The organism is Agromyces soli (assembly GCF_022811605.1).
Lineage (GTDB): Bacteria > Actinomycetota > Actinomycetes > Actinomycetales > Microbacteriaceae > Agromyces > Agromyces soli.
On record NZ_CP094533.1, the window covers coordinates 442,438 to 456,235 of the forward strand.

Below are 13,798 nucleotides of genomic sequence, written 5' to 3' on the forward strand. Positions count from 1 at the left end.
GTCGGGCAACCCTGGTCTCGGGGAGGGGCCGACGTCAGCCGGCGTAGGCGGTGCGCAGCGCCGCGCCGAGCTCGGCGTCGACGTTCGTCCAGTACTGGAAGAAGCGCTCGCGGATCTCGCCGATCGTGATCGCGCGCGCCTGGCCGAGCAGCGTCGCCTGGAACCGCGCCTTCGCGTCGGCCGAGTACACCTCGCGGTAGAGCGTGCCCGCCTGCCCGAAGTCGTCGTCCTCGGCGTGCAGCGTCGCCGCGGCGCGCACGAGCTCGCCGTCCGACTCCCACGAGCCCTCGCCCGCGAGCTGCGCGTCGGCGACCGGGCCGCCGAAGGAGTTCGGCGCGTACACGGGCGTCGTCGGCGCGTTGAAGCGGTGCCGCTGCGCGCCGTCCTGCGAGTAGTTGTGCACGGGCGCCGCGTGCGGCGCGTTCACCGGCAGCTGCGCGTAGTTCGTGCCGACCCGGTAACGCTGCGCGTCCGGATAGCTGAACACGCGCGCCATGAGCATCTTGTCGGGGCTGATCGCGATGCCCGGCACGGTGTTCGCGGGCGAGAACGCCGCCTGCTCGATCTCCGCGAAGAAGTTCTGCGGGTTGCGGTCGAGCGTCAGCGTGCCGACCGGGATGAGCGGGTAGTCCGCGTGCGGCCAGACCTTCGTCAGATCGAAGGGGTTGAAGCGGTACGTCTTCGCGTCCTCGTACGGCATCACCTGCACCGAGAGGTCCCACTGCGGGAACTCGCCGCGCGCGATCGCGTCGTGCAGGTCGCGGCGGTAGAAGTCCGCGTCGGCGCCCGCGATGGCCTCGGCCTCGGCGGCGTCGAGGTGCAGGTCGCCCTGGCGGCTCGCGAAGTGGTACTTCACCCAGAAGCGCTCGCCGGCGGCGTTGATCCACTGGTAGGTGTGCGATCCGAAGCCCGGCATCTCGCGCCACGACTTCGGCAGGCCGCGGTCGCCCATCAGGTAGGTGACCTGGTGGGCCGACTCGGGCGAGAGGGTCCAGAAGTCCCACTGCATGTCGGCGTCGCGGAGGCCGGAACCCGGCAGGCGCTTCTGCGAGTGGATGAAGTCGGGGAACTTGATGCCGTCGCGGATGAAGAACACCGGGGTGTTGTTGCCGACGATGTCGTAGTTGCCTTCGGTGGTGTAGAACTTCACCGAGAAGCCGCGCACGTCGCGCCAGGTGTCGGGCGAGCCCTGCTCGCCGGCGACCGAGGAGAAGCGCATGAGCGTCTCGGTCTCGGTGCCGGGCTGGAAGAGCGCCGCCCGGGTGTACGCCGAGACGTCGTGGGTCGCCTCGAAGCGGCCGAAGGCGCCGCCGCCCTTCGCGTGCACGATGCGCTCCGGGATCCGCTCGCGGTTGAACTGGGCGAGCTTCTCGACGAGGTAGCGGTCGTGCAGGGCCGTCGTGCCGTCCGGGCCGGCCGTGAGCGAGTGCGCGTCGCTCGCGACGGGCGTGCCGGTCTGGGTGGTGGTGGGGTTCGTCATGCGTTCGTCCTTCGGTTCGTGGGCGGATGGGTGACGAGCCGCGCGTGCGCGGCGGGCGCGGCAGGGCGCGCCGAACACCGCCGGGCAGGGCCGGCGGGGGCGGTGGGTCGGATGCCGGCGGCGCTACGCCGCCGGTTCCGATCTGCAGGACTCGCAGAGGCCCCAGAAGGTGACCTCGGCGGTGTGGATGGTGAAGCCGCCGGCGTCTGCCGGCTCGAGGCAGGGCGGCTGGCCGACGACGCAGTCGACGTCGGCGACGGTATGGCACTTCGTGCAGACGAGGTGGTGATGGTTGTCGCCCGTGCGGCGCTCGTAGAGGGCGGGCGAGCCGGCGGGCTCGATGCGGCGCAGCAGGCCCGCGCCGGTCAGGGCGGCGAGCACGCCGTAGACGGCCTGCAGCGAGGTCGTCGGCAGTTCGCCGCGCACGCGCTCGAAGACGGTGTCGGCGTCGAGGTGGCCGTGGCCGTCGAGGGCGGCGAGCACGGCTTTGCGCGGCGCGGTGACCTTGAGGCCGACGGCGCGCAGTCGCTCCGCCTCGTCCGTCGCCATGCCGTGCTCCATACCTCGACCCTAGCAAGTTGTTTTGAGTGAATCAAAACAACCGGATGGATGCCTCGCCGGCTCGCCGCCCCGCCCGCGGGATGCGGCGGCGAGCGCGCCCGAATGGCAGGATCGATGCTGTCCACCGCAGCTGAGGAGCCCCACCATGACCGGACTCACCGACGTCACCCTCGACGACGACGGCGACCTGACCGCCACCGCCACCCTGCCCGGCGACCGCGTCGTCGCCGTGCTCTCGGAGCCGGAGGAGGGCACCACCGCCGAGCTCGGCGCCATGCGCGCCCTCGTCGAGCGCGCCCTCGCTCCCCTCGCCGAGGCCCACCTGCTCGCGGCCGACGCGCGCGCGGCCGAGGAGCTCGCCGTCGAGGACGGCGAGACCGTCGAGGTCGCGCTCGAAGGCGTCATCGTGCTGCCCGACGCGAAGCTCGTGCTCATGTACGACGCGCCCGGTCAGGGCGTCACGGTGTTCTGCGCCCTCGACGAGCAGCTCGCGGTCGCCGAGGTCGAGCTCGACGAGGACGACGAGGAGTTCGAGTACGAGTACGAGCTCGAAGGAGACGGCGAGGGCGTCGAGAGCCGCTCCTTCGCCACCATGGACGAGCTGCTCGACCACCTGAGCCGGGCCGAGGCGTCCGAGCGCGGCGCGGCCGACGCCGACGCCGAGAACGGCGACCGCCCGGCGTGAGCGCACCCGTCGCCGTCCGCGAGCTCGGCGCGGCCGAGCTCGACGAGCTCGCCCCGCGCCTGCTCGCGATCCAGCACGCCGCCTACGCGGTCGAGGCGGCACTCATCGGCGACGACCGCATCCCGCCGCTGCACGAGACCGAGGCGGGGCTGCGGGCGGCCGGCCTGCGCTGGCTCGTCGCCGAGCGCGCCGGCGAGCTCACCGGCGCGCTCGGGTTCACCGTGGACGACGAGGTGCTCGACCTCGACCGCCTCGTCGTCGCGCCCGAGCACGCGCGCCGCGGTGCGGGCCGGGCGCTCGTGGTCGCGGCGCTCGCCCTCGCGCCAGAGGCGGTGGTGGCCACGGGCCGGGGCAACGAGCCCGCGCGCGGCCTGTACGAGTCCGCGGGCTTCGCGCACGAGGGCGACCTGGAGGTGCTGCCCGGGCTGTGGATCAGCCGTTTCCGACGCGGCACCCCGAACCGGCGCGCCTCCGCCTGACGACCCGAGGACCGAGCACCGGGAGCCGAGATGACCGAAGCGAACTGGCCAGCGGGCGCGCGCGCCCTGTCGATCGGCGAGGCGCTCGTCGACGTCGTGCACGACCGCGCCGGTGGCGTCGCCGAGCATCCGGGCGGCAGTCCGCTGAACGTCGCGGTCGGCCTCGCCCGGCTCGGCGCGACGGTGCAGCTCGCGAGCTGCCTCGGCGACGACGAGCACGGGGCGATGGTGCGGCGGCACGCCGAGGCATCCGGCGTGACGCTCGCCCGCGGCACGCTGGGCGCGATCGCCCGCACCTCGACGGCGCAGGCGACGCTCGCCGCGGACGGCGGGGCGAGCTACGAGTTCGCGCTGGAGTGGCGACCGGCGCCGCCCGACGTGACCGGATTCGACGTGGTGCACACCGGCTCGATCGCCGCCTACCTGGAGCCCGGCGCGGCGACGGTGCTCGACGCGGTCGCCGAGGCCGCGCCGGGCGCGCTCGTCTCCTTCGACGCGAACATCCGTCCGACGCTGATCGGCTCGCGCGACGCCGCCGTCGCGCGGGTCGCCGAGTTCGCCAGGGTCGCGCAGCTCGTGAAGATGAGCGATGAGGATGCCACGTGGCTCTCCCCGGAGCGCAGCGCCGAGCAATCCGCCGCGGCGCTCGCGGCGGAGACCGGCGCGGTCGTCGTGATCACCCGGGGCGCCGAGGGCGGGCTGCTCGCGGCCGGCTCGGAAGTGCTCGGCTTCCCCGCATTCCCGATCACGCCGGTCGACACGGTCGGCGCGGGCGACTCGTTCATGGCCGGCTTCCTCTTCGCGATCGTCGCCGAGGGCCTCGCGCCCGCGCTGCGACGGCGTGCGACCGACGCAGGCGAGCTGCTCGACGCGGCGCGCTTCGCCGCGGCCTGCGCGGCGATCACGGCGTCGCGATCAGGCGCGGATCTGCCGAGCCGCGACGAGGTCAGGGCGTTCCTGGGCGACTGATGGCTCCGTGGCGCCTGATGCCGGGCGACCGACCGCGTGAGTGCGCGGGTACAGGCATCCCCCGATTCCTGCACCCGCGCACGGCCCCCGACTAGGATCAGCATACCGCCTCCCCGGTTTCCCTTGAACCCCGAGCCAGATCCTTGGAGCGCCAGTGCTGTCCTTCGACCAAGCGGTCCCGCGCCGCCTCGTGCATCGGAGATCCACGAGCGACGTGCTGCCCACCGACTTCGTGCGCTGGGGCGAGCACGAGTACATCGCCGCACTGCAGTGGCCGCGGCGGCACGGCTACTTCGAGCCCGAGCTGCCGGGTTCCGCCCTCGTCACCGAGACGATGCGGCAGCTCACGATCCTCGCCTGCCACGAGGGCTACGACGTTCCGCTCGACCACCGTTTCCTGATGACCGGCCTCGGATTCGCGCTGCTCCGGCGGCCGCTCCCCGCCCGGGCGGGCTCCGCGGCCGAGCTGCACGCGACCGTGCGGGCGACCCGCCTCGTCCGCACACCGGGCGGAGCGTTCCGCAGTGCGCGATTCGAGATCTCGATCGCCGAGCCCACGGGCGGCACCGTGGCGAGCGGGCACGGCGACGCCCGCGTCGTCGCCCCGGCGGCGTACGCCCGCCTGCGCGGCGAGCGTGCGGGCACCGCGCCGTCGCTGCGCCGTCGCGGCCCGCTCGTGCCGCCGGCGGCGGTCGGCCGCCTCGTCGAGCAGGATGTGCTGCTCGTGCGGAGCGACGGCGCCCTCGTGCTCGACGTCGACCGGCGGCATCCGGTCTTCTCCGACCATCTCCTCGATCACACGCCCGGCGCCGCGCTCATCGAGGCCTGTCGTCAGGCGGCGAGGGTCGAGACGGCGGACCCGCAGCTCGAGTTCACCGGCTTCGAGGGCGACTTCCGGCGGATCGTCGAGTTCGACCCCCCGGCGACCATCCGCGCGACGATCCGGGGCGAGCGGGCCGACTTCGAGGTCCGGCAGGGGCGGCGCATCGCGATGCGCGGCGAGGCTACGCTCGCTTCCGCCCGCCTGCCGGCTTCACGGTGAACACGTCGTCGGCGAGGGCGAGCTTCGCCGCGAGCTGCTCCGCGGGGATGATCGCGGTGAGCAGCACCCGCCAGAGGTCGTGGATGCGGTCGATCAGGTCGGCCCGTCCCGTGAAGGTCTCAGAGACGAGCTGAACGCCCGTGTACGCGGGGATGAGCGTGCGCGCGAAGACCTCGGGCGAGATGAGCCCGTTCGTCTCCCCCGCGGCGTCGGCCCGGCGGGCGAGCTCCTCGAAGGTCGCCATCCAGTCGCGGTACGGGTCGAGCAGCGGGGTGTCGAAGGTCGAGGAGTCGGTCGTGAGGCGGATGCCGGCCCGAACGATCGGGTCGACGGTGAGCCGTTCGGCGAGGTCCATGCAGAGCCGGAGCATGTGCTCGACCGGCGTGAGCTCGAGCTGGAGGATCTCGGCCGCGGCCTCGCGGGTCACCCGGTGCTGCTCCTCGATGAGCGCCCGGGCGATGTCCTCCTTGGAGTCGAAGTGGAAGTAGAGCGCACCCTTCGTGACGCCGGCCGCGGCGCCGATCTCGTTGAGCGTGGCGTTGGCGTAGCCCGCGGTGCGGATCACCTCGGCCGCGCCCAGCATGATCTTCGCCCGCGTCAGTCGCGCCCGTTCCTGCTGGACCATTCCACCCCGCTTCGTTTCGGCTGCGGTCAACCCTAGTCAACCGCCCCCTCCTGAACGGAGCTGAACATGCCAGGAGCTTCCGGCCCGACCCTCGTGATCCTCGGGGCGCGCGGGTTCATCGGCTCGCGCGCCGCCGAGTCGGCCCGGCGGCTCCCGGGCTGGACCGTGCGCGTCGCATACCGCTGCACCGCTGTCAAGGCCCAGGGTCGAGCAGCTCTGATGCGGTTCACTGATGACGTCGCTTCGGGGGAAGCGGCGGCCCGGTAGCGAGAAGGGGGCTTCTCCTGCTGGATGCGTCAGGGGGCTGGCGCGGCCGGGAGCACCATCTGCGTGGCTCCCGGCCCACCCTGATCGAGCCGCGCAGCTCGACGAGCGGCGAGAACGCCGCTAGCGCGTGTAGACGTTGTCGGCGCCCGTGTCGACGGCGGGCTTCTCGACGCCCTCGTTCCAGTTGACCGTGTTGCGGTCGCCGCGCACCTCGAGGGTCTCGCCGATGCGCGTGAGCAGCGCGGTGGCGTCGTTCGCATCGAGGATCAGTCGCCCGACCTCGCCGCCGTTGATGGTGGCGCCGTCGCCCTCGACCACGAGCTCCCCCGCCGACACGTTCGTGAGATGCGTCGCCGCCGCCTCGGTGACGAGACGTTGCACCGAGTCGACGTTGAGCGTCGCCCCCTCCGCGAGCACCCGTACCTCGCCCCACTCGGCGCCGAGGACGCTCGCGTTCGGCCCGGAGATCTCGACCGTCTCGGCGGAGTCGATGTTGCCGGCGAAGTCCGCGCCCGCGATCGTGACCGTGCCGCAGGGGCCGTCGACGACCGCGGTCGATCCTGCGGCGGCGATCACGACGTTCTCGCCGTCGACGCAGCTGCCGCCCTGCGAGAGGTCGCGCCCGTCGCCCGCCGCGGCAGCCTCGCTCGCCGCCCCGTCGGCGGCGGCCGTCTGTCCGGCCGACCCTGCCCCCGACGACGGTGCGGCACCGGCGCAGGCCGTGAGCAGCAGCGCGAACGCCAGCACCCCCGCGCCGGACGCGACCCTCGCGCAGCGTCTGCGAACGAACCTCTGCCGAACTGCCATGGTCATCCCTTTCGAGTCGATGCCGCGCGGGCCAGGAGGCACCGTCGCACACCGCGTCATCCTAATTGGGGATACCACTGGCGGCGGGAACTTCTCCACAGCTCGGCCAGGGGCGGCCGCCTGAGCGGCGTCCCAGGACGCCGAACGGCCGGCGCCGCGGGTGCTGACCCGTGGCGCCGGCCGTTCGCAGGACGCTCAGCCTCGCGCGCGCCGTCGTGCGATGACGACCGCGGCTCCGCCGAGCATCGCGAGGATCGCGGCGCCCGCGGCGATGCCGAACGCGACGCCGTCGACGCCCGTGCCCGCGAGCGCCGGGCCGACCTCGACCGTGTTCTCGAGCGAGAGCTTCACCGCGGCGCCCGGCTCGCCGGTCACGGTGATCGTAGCGATCGCGCTGCCCTGCTCGGTGGTCACGGTCACGTGCTCGTCGTCGGTCGACCAGTGCGCGCCGTTCCAGCGGATCCCCTCGGGCAGTTCGGCTGCGCCCTCCTCGACCCGGATCTCGGTGCCGAGCGGGAGCCCGTCGACCGTGGCGGGGACGCCGGCGGTGAGCTCGACCTCGCGGCTCTGCGACTCGCCGAGCAGGTCGCTCCAGGTGACGGTCACCGGGAAGACCGTCTTCGCGGAGGCATCCCGGCCGTCACCGGCCAGCGCCTTGCTGATCGTGACGCTCCCCAGCGAGGGGACGGCCGTGTTCACGAGCGCCACCTCGGCGGTGTCGGCCGCGCCGATGGTCACCACCGCGGACCCGTCGCCGCTCGCCGCGACGCGCTCGCCCGCCCACTCCGGGTTCGCCCAGGTGAACTGCGCGGCGGCGTCGAGCGGGGCCTCGGTCAGGGTGACCTCGGTGCCGTGCGGAAGCTGCTGCGGGAAGTCGACGACGGCCCCGTCGGTCGGCACCTCGAGCTCGAGCGACTGCTCGCCGTCGCCGTCCGTCCACGTGGCCAGCACCGTCACCGCGTCGGGGATGCCCGGGTGGTCGCCGCGGATCCCCTCGACGCGCTTCGCGATCGAGAAGTCGCCGGGCGCCCAGGTGGCCTCGTTGACGACCGTCACGAGGGCGATGTCGTCCTGCTGGTCCGACACGACGACCGTCGCGGACCCGTCGCCGTGGTCGACCGCGCCGCCACCGGAGATCGTGATCGATCCCCAGACGACGGTGTCGAAGCCCGGCTGAGCGCCTTCGGTGATCGTGACCACCGTGCCGGCCGGCAGCTCCACCCCGAGCGGCGTCGGCTCGGCGGTGCTGATCAGCAGCTCGCGGGAGTGCGCGACGTCGTCCGCGTCGACCCAGGTGGCGGTCACCGGGAACTCCGCGCTCGGGTCGATCTCGCCCGCGGCCTCGCCCGCCAGGCCCTTCAGCAGGCTGATGCCGGCGGTGGAGGTGGCCGCGTGGTTCTCGAGCGCGACGGTGGCGTCGGCGGTGCGGCCGATCGTCACGATCGCGTCCCGGCCGTCGACGCTCACGCCGGGACCGGACCAGCTCGGCGCGCCCCACGCGATGCTGGAGCCGTCGACGAGCGGGGTCTCGCTCAGCGTCACGCGGGTGCCGATGAGGAGGTCCGCACCGAGCGGCACCGGGGTGCCGTCGGTCGGCACGGTGAGGGTCGCACTGCCGGGAGTGCCTTCCTCGGTCCAGCTCGCCGTGACGGTCACGGTGTCGGGGACGGCCGGGTTGTCGGCCTGCTCGCCGGTGACGGTCTTCGCCACGGCGAAGGTGGCGACGGTGCGCTCCGCGCTGTTCGTGACGGTGATCGCGGCCGGAGTGGTCACATGGGCCGTCGAGACCGTGACGGTCGACGGGGTGATCACCGGGGCGGCCCAGGTGAGGGTGTCGTCGTCGACCGGCCGGAGCTCGGTGAAGTTCACCGTCGCCCCGATCGGCAGATCGGCGAGCGTCACCGGCACGCCGGTCTCGAGCTCCAGGACGCGGTCGGCCTGGGCGGGGAAGCCCTGCCCGAGCGCGCTCGTGTCGATGGCCGCGGTGACCTGGTAGCTCCGGTCGGCGTCGACGAGGTCAGCAGCTCCGCCGAGGACCTCCTTGACGATGGTCGCGGATCCGAGCAGCGCCTCGTTCGTGAGGGACACCGCGACGTTCACGCCCGGGTCGATCGACGCCACCGCGGTCTTCCCGTCGGGGCTGACCGTCACGCCGGGTCCGGCGGCGAACACCGGGTCGCCGAATGCGACGCCGGGGATCGTCGGGAACGTCGGCTCGGTGAGCTCGACCTTCCAGCCGGTGCCGCGGGCGTTGAGCCCGCTCACCGGCGCGCCGTCGAGCGGGACGCGCAGCTCGTACTCGCGCTGCACCGTGTTCGTCGGGTCGATCTCCTTGACGTGCACGGTGAACTCCGTGTCGTCGGGGACGAACGCGGCACCCGCGTTGTCGACGAGCGTCTTCTCGATGGAGACGGAGCCGCGGGTCACGCCCTGACCGGTGCCGCTGCCGCTGTTGTTCTGCGTGATGCTGGACGAGAAGGAGACCCCGTCGCCGGTCAGCGTGTTCGAGTACACGGTGCCCGGGGCGTCCATCCCGCCGCTGGCGGTGCAGGTGGTGTACGTCAGCACGTACTGGTACTCACGGCTGAACCCGTCGCTGGTCCCGGTCGGGATGGGCAGGTCGACCGCGTCGAGGTCGAAGGTGAGGGTGCTGCCGTTGAGCTGCACCGCCGTCGAGTCGGTCAGGTCGACGGTCTGCAGGCCGCCGTTCTGGATCTGGTCGCGCGCCTCGACGCGGAGCCCCAGGCGGGCCGCCAGGCCCTCGGACGGGTCGCCGGCCGCGCACACCGTCTGCGAGGCGGAGAGCACGTCCGTCAGCGTGAGGACGCCGTCGATGTCCTCGATCATCTGGCCGGGGATCGTGACGGTCCAGCCGATGGTGGTCTGCGGCATGTGCCGCACGCCGTCGAGGGTGACGGCGGAGGTGTTGATCCGGCCGTCCTTGCCCTGGCTCCGGTTCGGGACGGTCGCCTCGTTCGTCGCGACGACCCCGTCCACGTTGACCGAGTTGGCGTACCCCGTACCCGAGTTCGGGAGCTCCGTGGACGTCACGCACGTCACGTAGGTGATCACGTAGCGGTAGTCGGATGCCTTGAACTCCAGAGTCGGGTCGTCGATGTCGAACCGCACCTGGAACGCCTGCGGGCTCGACGCGAGCGTCGTCGCCGTGAGCTTGCCGGTGAGGTTCTGCTGCAGCTGGTTGCTGGGCCCGTACCGTTCGCTGATCTGGATGCCGCTGATCGTGTCGGTGCACAGCTGGTGCCCGGCGCCGAGCGTCTCGCTGAGCGTGAAGCCGTCCTTGCCGAGCAGCTGGTCGCCGGGGACGACCACGGTCCACTCGATCTTGCCGTTGCGCTCCGCGCCGCCCAGCACACTGCCGGACTTGCCGAGGTTCAGCTGCCACGGCAGGTTGCCGACCTGGCCGACGCCGTGACCGGCTTCGCCCCAGCCTTCGATCTGGGCGGAGTTCTCGTACTCGGTGCCCTCGGGGTCGATCTGCCCGTTCGCGGTGCAGGTCTGGTAGGTGACCCGGTACGTGACGTTCGCGTCGAACGGCCCGGCCAGCACGAGGCCGAAGGCGGCGTCGCCCGGGGCGCCGTCGAGCGTCGCGATGCTCGTCACGTCGACGACGGTGCTGCCGCGCACGGTCTGCACCTTCAGCCCGGCGGGGTCGCACAGCACGTGGCCGGCCCCGAGCGTGTCGGTGATGCGCGCGGTCTCGCCGCCTGCGGCGACGAGGTTGGCGCCAGGGATGTCGATGGTCCACGTCATCGACCAGTTGTTCTGGTTCATGACGCCGGACTTGGTGACCTCGCCGGGCAGCTCGATGCCGTCGTCGATCCCGCCGCTGCCGGGAAGGTCGACCATGACCGGAGTGCCGTTGAGGTCGAACTCGATCGCTTCCGCGGTGGTCGCCTGGACCGCTTCGACCTGGAACTGCCACGTGCCCATCACGAGCTCCGGATACGCCGCGACCTCGTCGGTCAGTTCGCAGGTGGCGACGCCCGTCGCCGTGTCGGTGAGGCAGTTGCCCCACACGACCGGGTCGCCGCTCGGGGTGGAGCCGACGAGCTGGAACGGCACGTTCTGCGGGAACTTGAGCTCCGCCGGCAGCCCGATGGTGAAGGAGTCGCCGACCTTCGGGTCGGCGGCGCTCGCGTCCCAGGAGCCCGAGACGGTGAGCGTGTCGCCGATGGTCGCCTGCGTGTCGGCCGGAGCGATGGTCACATCACCGACGACGATCCCGGCGTTCGGCGCGGCGTGCGCGGCGGACGGCAGCACGACGACGGCAGCGAGGGCGAGCCCGACCGAGGCGACGAGTGCCATCAGACGTCGGGCGAGGGTGGGCAGCGGTCGGTGACTTCGCGGCGCGGTCGAACGCAAGGCACGCTCCTTCTGTGAAACGGGTGGCGCGACGAGGTCGCTGCCGATCGGGTGCTCGCTCCGTCGGAGCGCGCGCGTCAGTCAGTCGGGATGCGTCGGGTTCGGGCCGGGTGCGTCGGGTCCGACCGGCTGGGCGTCTCTTCGACTATGTCCGACCGAATCGGAGATCCACCCCGGGAAGGCCGGACTTCACCCTCACCGCGCAGAGAATCCCCCTGAGGGTGAAGTCCGGGCAGCGGATCAGGGGCGAATACCGGCCTCGGTGGCCGCGAAGATCGCCGCCTCGAGCGAGCGGACGCCGAGCTTCCGATACGCCGACCGCAGCTGGCTCCGGACCGTCTCGACGCTGACGAAGGAGTCGCGCGCGACCTCCGCGCGGGTCCTGCCGGACATCAGGCCGAGCAGCACGGCGCGCTCGCGGGGCGTGAGCAGGGTGTGGTCCTTCGAGCGGTCGAGGGCGACGAGCTCCTGATCGATCCGGGCGACGGCTTCGAGCGCCTCGCTCGTCTCGGTCAGCTCCGAGAGCTTCGCGAGCACCGTGGGGCCCGCCACGACGAGGGACCTGGGGATGCCGTTCTCGAGCGCGAGCGCCACCGCGCGGCGGAACTCGCCGGACGCGACCGCCTCGTTCTCCTCCGAGAGCGCGCGGGCGGCCTTGAGCAGGTGCATCTCGGCGGCGGCCCGCGGTCGATCCCCGCTCTCGCGGAGCACCGCCTCCACGAACGCGGCGGCCGCGGTCGCGTCCTCCGCCGCACGGATCGCGGCGAGGCGGACGCGCACGATCCCGTGCGCGTCGTGCTCCGCGCTCCGCTCCAGCAGCTCGACCGCGAGCGCGCCGTGCCCCATCAGCCCGTGCAGCTGCGCGCGCGCCGCATCGAGGGGGACGCAGTTGATCGGCCGAGCGACGAGGTCCGACGGCCAGGACGCCGCTTCGGCCTCGAGCAGCGCGAGCAGCCGCGGCGGGTCGTTCTTCGCCGCCGGCAATTGCGCCCGCACCATCAGGGCCAGCGCCCAGAGCTCGGAGTCCTGCTCCGCTCGGCGGTCGTCGGTGAGCAGCGCCGCCGCGTCGTCGCCGTGCCCGCGGTCGAGCAGTCGGAGCGCCGTCGCGAGCCGGAGCGGCACGCCCATGGCCGACCGCTGCCACGGCTCGATGAGATCGGCGAGGGCGGCGGCCTCCGTTGCGGCACGGTCGGACGCCGGCCCCCGTCCGGCCAACGCGTGCGAGAGGGCGGAGTAGCCCGCCGTACTGTACGCGACATCCAGCTGACCGGTCGCGACCGCGACCCGCAGCACCTCCTCCGCGCCGTCGACGACCGTCACGTAGCCGGTGCTCATCAGCTCCGCGCGGAGCCAGTGATGCTGCAGCCGGGCGAGCATCCCGGCCGGGATGCGCGCGATCGCCGTGGGCAGCGCGGCGCGGGCGCGTCCGGCGTGCGTCCGGCTCTCGGCCGCGCGGCCCTCGGCCCGTGCCGCGATCGAGGCGATGGTGGCCCCGAGGACGGTGCGCAACGCCTCGGCCTCCGAGCGGCGCTCACCGTTCCAGCGCGCCCGATGCGAGGCCACGTCGGTGCGGAAGGCCGATTTCAAGTGGGCGCTCAGCTCGGTGAACACGGCGGTCAGCAGCGGATCGGCCGGGTCGGGCTTGCACAGGCCCATGGCCAGCGCGAGCGTGATGGAGCGATCCTCGAGCAGGTGCATCCAGTGCGCGGCGACGAGGGAGGTGACCGCGTCGACGTCTCGCTCGCCGACGGCACGGCGGAGCGCCGCGCGCGGATCCGCTGATCGTTCGGTTCTGTGGGAAGCCACCATGAAGCCCGGGTCGAAGTCGGTCCGCTCGGGGTACGGACCATCCTCTCCATCTAAACAGGGCGCAGGCTGGCCCCCAGACCACCACATCGCGATGGCCCGCGAACGGGGGGGCGGATACGACGAGGGAGCCGGTGGTCGACGGGCTCAGTGCGCCTGGTCCGGCAGTGCGGGAACCGGGTCGAACCCGCCGGGAACCTGCACATACCTCGACGCGTGATCGCGTCCGAAGGCGTTGATCGATTCGCTGATGTGGGTGACGAGCAGGCTGAACCACCGGCGATCTGCCGGGCCGGAATCGAGCCACTTCAAGTCACCGGCTTCATCGATCTGCCGGACCGTCGCTCCGCAGAGCCTGGCATCGAACTGGAGGGTGACGACGCGCCCGTCCATGGCGCGGACGTTCATGGTGAGCGCGGCCCGGTCAGCCTCGATGATGGTGTCGTCGAGTCTCGGCAGGATCTCGAACAACCGCTCGACGATCGCATCGTCGTTCGAGAAGTCCACGACCGTCATCCTTTCATGAACGCCGTCGGCAACGCCACGCGCAACACCCCGCCCTCTCCACCTCGCTGACGCCTCTGGATACTGCGGTATTGATCCTGGCCGGCACAGCCGGCGCCTCGGCGCGTGCCCGGTCGCTACCGAGCCGACCGAGGCCCATGAGCGACGACGGGGCCGTCGCGACCACCCC

General features: G+C 72.5%; 11 protein-coding genes. 4 read left to right on the forward strand and 7 right to left on the reverse strand.

Features of this window, described 5'->3' with window-relative positions:
• Positions 1-34 precede the first annotated feature (34 nt).
• Together MTP13_RS02115 and MTP13_RS02120 are read right to left on the reverse strand one after the other, a co-directional pair.
• On the reverse strand, positions 35-1,480 hold the full coding sequence (locus tag MTP13_RS02115; protein WP_243569415.1) for a catalase: 1,446 nt from the start codon (positions 1,478-1,480) through the stop codon (positions 35-37).
• Between the two features lie 123 nt (positions 1,481-1,603).
• Positions 1,604-2,041: a Fur family transcriptional regulator gene (locus MTP13_RS02120; RefSeq protein WP_243569416.1), complete on the reverse strand. Its 438-nt coding sequence runs from the start codon at positions 2,039-2,041 to the stop codon at positions 1,604-1,606.
• A 145-nt stretch (positions 2,042-2,186) separates the two neighbouring features.
• On the opposite strand from MTP13_RS02120, the gene MTP13_RS02125 reads away from it, so the two are divergent.
• The 4 genes from MTP13_RS02125 to MTP13_RS02140 all read left to right on the forward strand — a co-directional run bounded on the left by MTP13_RS02125 (position 2,187) and on the right by MTP13_RS02140 (position 5,216).
• Positions 2,187-2,726, forward strand: coding sequence for a hypothetical protein (locus MTP13_RS02125; protein ID WP_243569417.1), 540 nt, complete (start codon positions 2,187-2,189; stop codon positions 2,724-2,726).
• Positions 2,723-3,205 carry a GNAT family N-acetyltransferase gene (locus tag MTP13_RS02130; RefSeq protein ID WP_243569418.1) on the forward strand — a complete coding sequence of 161 codons (483 nt, stop codon included), beginning with the start codon at positions 2,723-2,725 and terminating at the stop codon, positions 3,203-3,205. The genes MTP13_RS02125 and MTP13_RS02130 overlap by 4 nt, the downstream gene beginning before the upstream one ends.
• A gap of 30 nt (positions 3,206-3,235) precedes the next feature.
• Positions 3,236-4,174 (forward strand): carbohydrate kinase family protein, encoded by a 939-nt coding sequence (locus tag MTP13_RS02135; protein WP_243569419.1) that lies wholly within the window; start codon positions 3,236-3,238, stop codon positions 4,172-4,174.
• Positions 4,175-4,328: 154 nt separating this feature from the next.
• A complete protein-coding gene (locus MTP13_RS02140; protein WP_243569420.1) occupies positions 4,329-5,216 on the forward strand; it encodes a ScbA/BarX family gamma-butyrolactone biosynthesis protein in 888 nt (295 codons plus the stop codon).
• Here MTP13_RS02140 and MTP13_RS18175 read toward each other — a convergent pair.
• The 5 genes from MTP13_RS18175 to MTP13_RS02165 form a co-directional block, all read right to left on the reverse strand.
• Positions 5,179-5,841, reverse strand: coding sequence for a ScbR family autoregulator-binding transcription factor (locus MTP13_RS18175; RefSeq protein WP_279399754.1), 663 nt, complete (start codon positions 5,839-5,841; stop codon positions 5,179-5,181). The genes MTP13_RS02140 and MTP13_RS18175 overlap by 38 nt on opposite strands.
• 387 nt (positions 5,842-6,228) lie before the next feature.
• The gene (locus MTP13_RS02150) at positions 6,229-6,915 is read right to left on the reverse strand and encodes a hypothetical protein (protein WP_243569421.1); all 687 of its coding nucleotides are present in this window, start codon (positions 6,913-6,915) and stop codon (positions 6,229-6,231) included.
• A gap of 195 nt (positions 6,916-7,110) precedes the next feature.
• A complete protein-coding gene (locus tag MTP13_RS02155; RefSeq protein WP_243569422.1) occupies positions 7,111-11,241 on the reverse strand; it encodes a DUF5979 domain-containing protein in 4,131 nt (1,376 codons plus the stop codon).
• Between the two features lie 297 nt (positions 11,242-11,538).
• Positions 11,539-13,107, reverse strand: a complete 1,569-nt coding sequence (locus tag MTP13_RS02160; protein WP_243569423.1) for a helix-turn-helix transcriptional regulator — start codon at positions 13,105-13,107, stop codon at positions 11,539-11,541.
• Between the two features lie 144 nt (positions 13,108-13,251).
• Positions 13,252-13,611: a hypothetical protein gene (locus MTP13_RS02165; RefSeq protein ID WP_243569424.1), complete on the reverse strand. Its 360-nt coding sequence runs from the start codon at positions 13,609-13,611 to the stop codon at positions 13,252-13,254.
• Between the last annotated feature and the right edge of the window lie 187 nt (positions 13,612-13,798).

What these genes read in the sequence shown, in the direction of transcription:
- MTP13_RS02115 (WP_243569415.1), bottom strand. Translation starts at nt 1,480, where the DNA reads ATGACGAACCCCACCACCACCCAGACCGGCACGCCCGTCGCGAGCGAC.
- MTP13_RS02120 (WP_243569416.1), bottom strand. Translation starts at nt 2,041, where the DNA reads ATGGAGCACGGCATGGCGACGGACGAGGCGGAGCGACTGCGCGCCGTC.
- MTP13_RS02125 (WP_243569417.1), top strand. Translation starts at nt 2,187, where the DNA reads ATGACCGGACTCACCGACGTCACCCTCGACGACGACGGCGACCTGACC.
- MTP13_RS02135 (WP_243569419.1), top strand. Translation starts at nt 3,236, where the DNA reads ATGACCGAAGCGAACTGGCCAGCGGGCGCGCGCGCCCTGTCGATCGGC.
- MTP13_RS18175 (WP_279399754.1), bottom strand. Translation starts at nt 5,841, where the DNA reads ATGGTCCAGCAGGAACGGGCGCGACTGACGCGGGCGAAGATCATGCTG.
- MTP13_RS02150 (WP_243569421.1), bottom strand. Translation starts at nt 6,915, where the DNA reads ATGGCAGTTCGGCAGAGGTTCGTTCGCAGACGCTGCGCGAGGGTCGCG.
- MTP13_RS02155 (WP_243569422.1), bottom strand. Translation starts at nt 11,241, where the DNA reads ATGGCACTCGTCGCCTCGGTCGGGCTCGCCCTCGCTGCCGTCGTCGTG.
- MTP13_RS02160 (WP_243569423.1), bottom strand. Translation starts at nt 13,107, where the DNA reads ATGGTGGCTTCCCACAGAACCGAACGATCAGCGGATCCGCGCGCGGCG.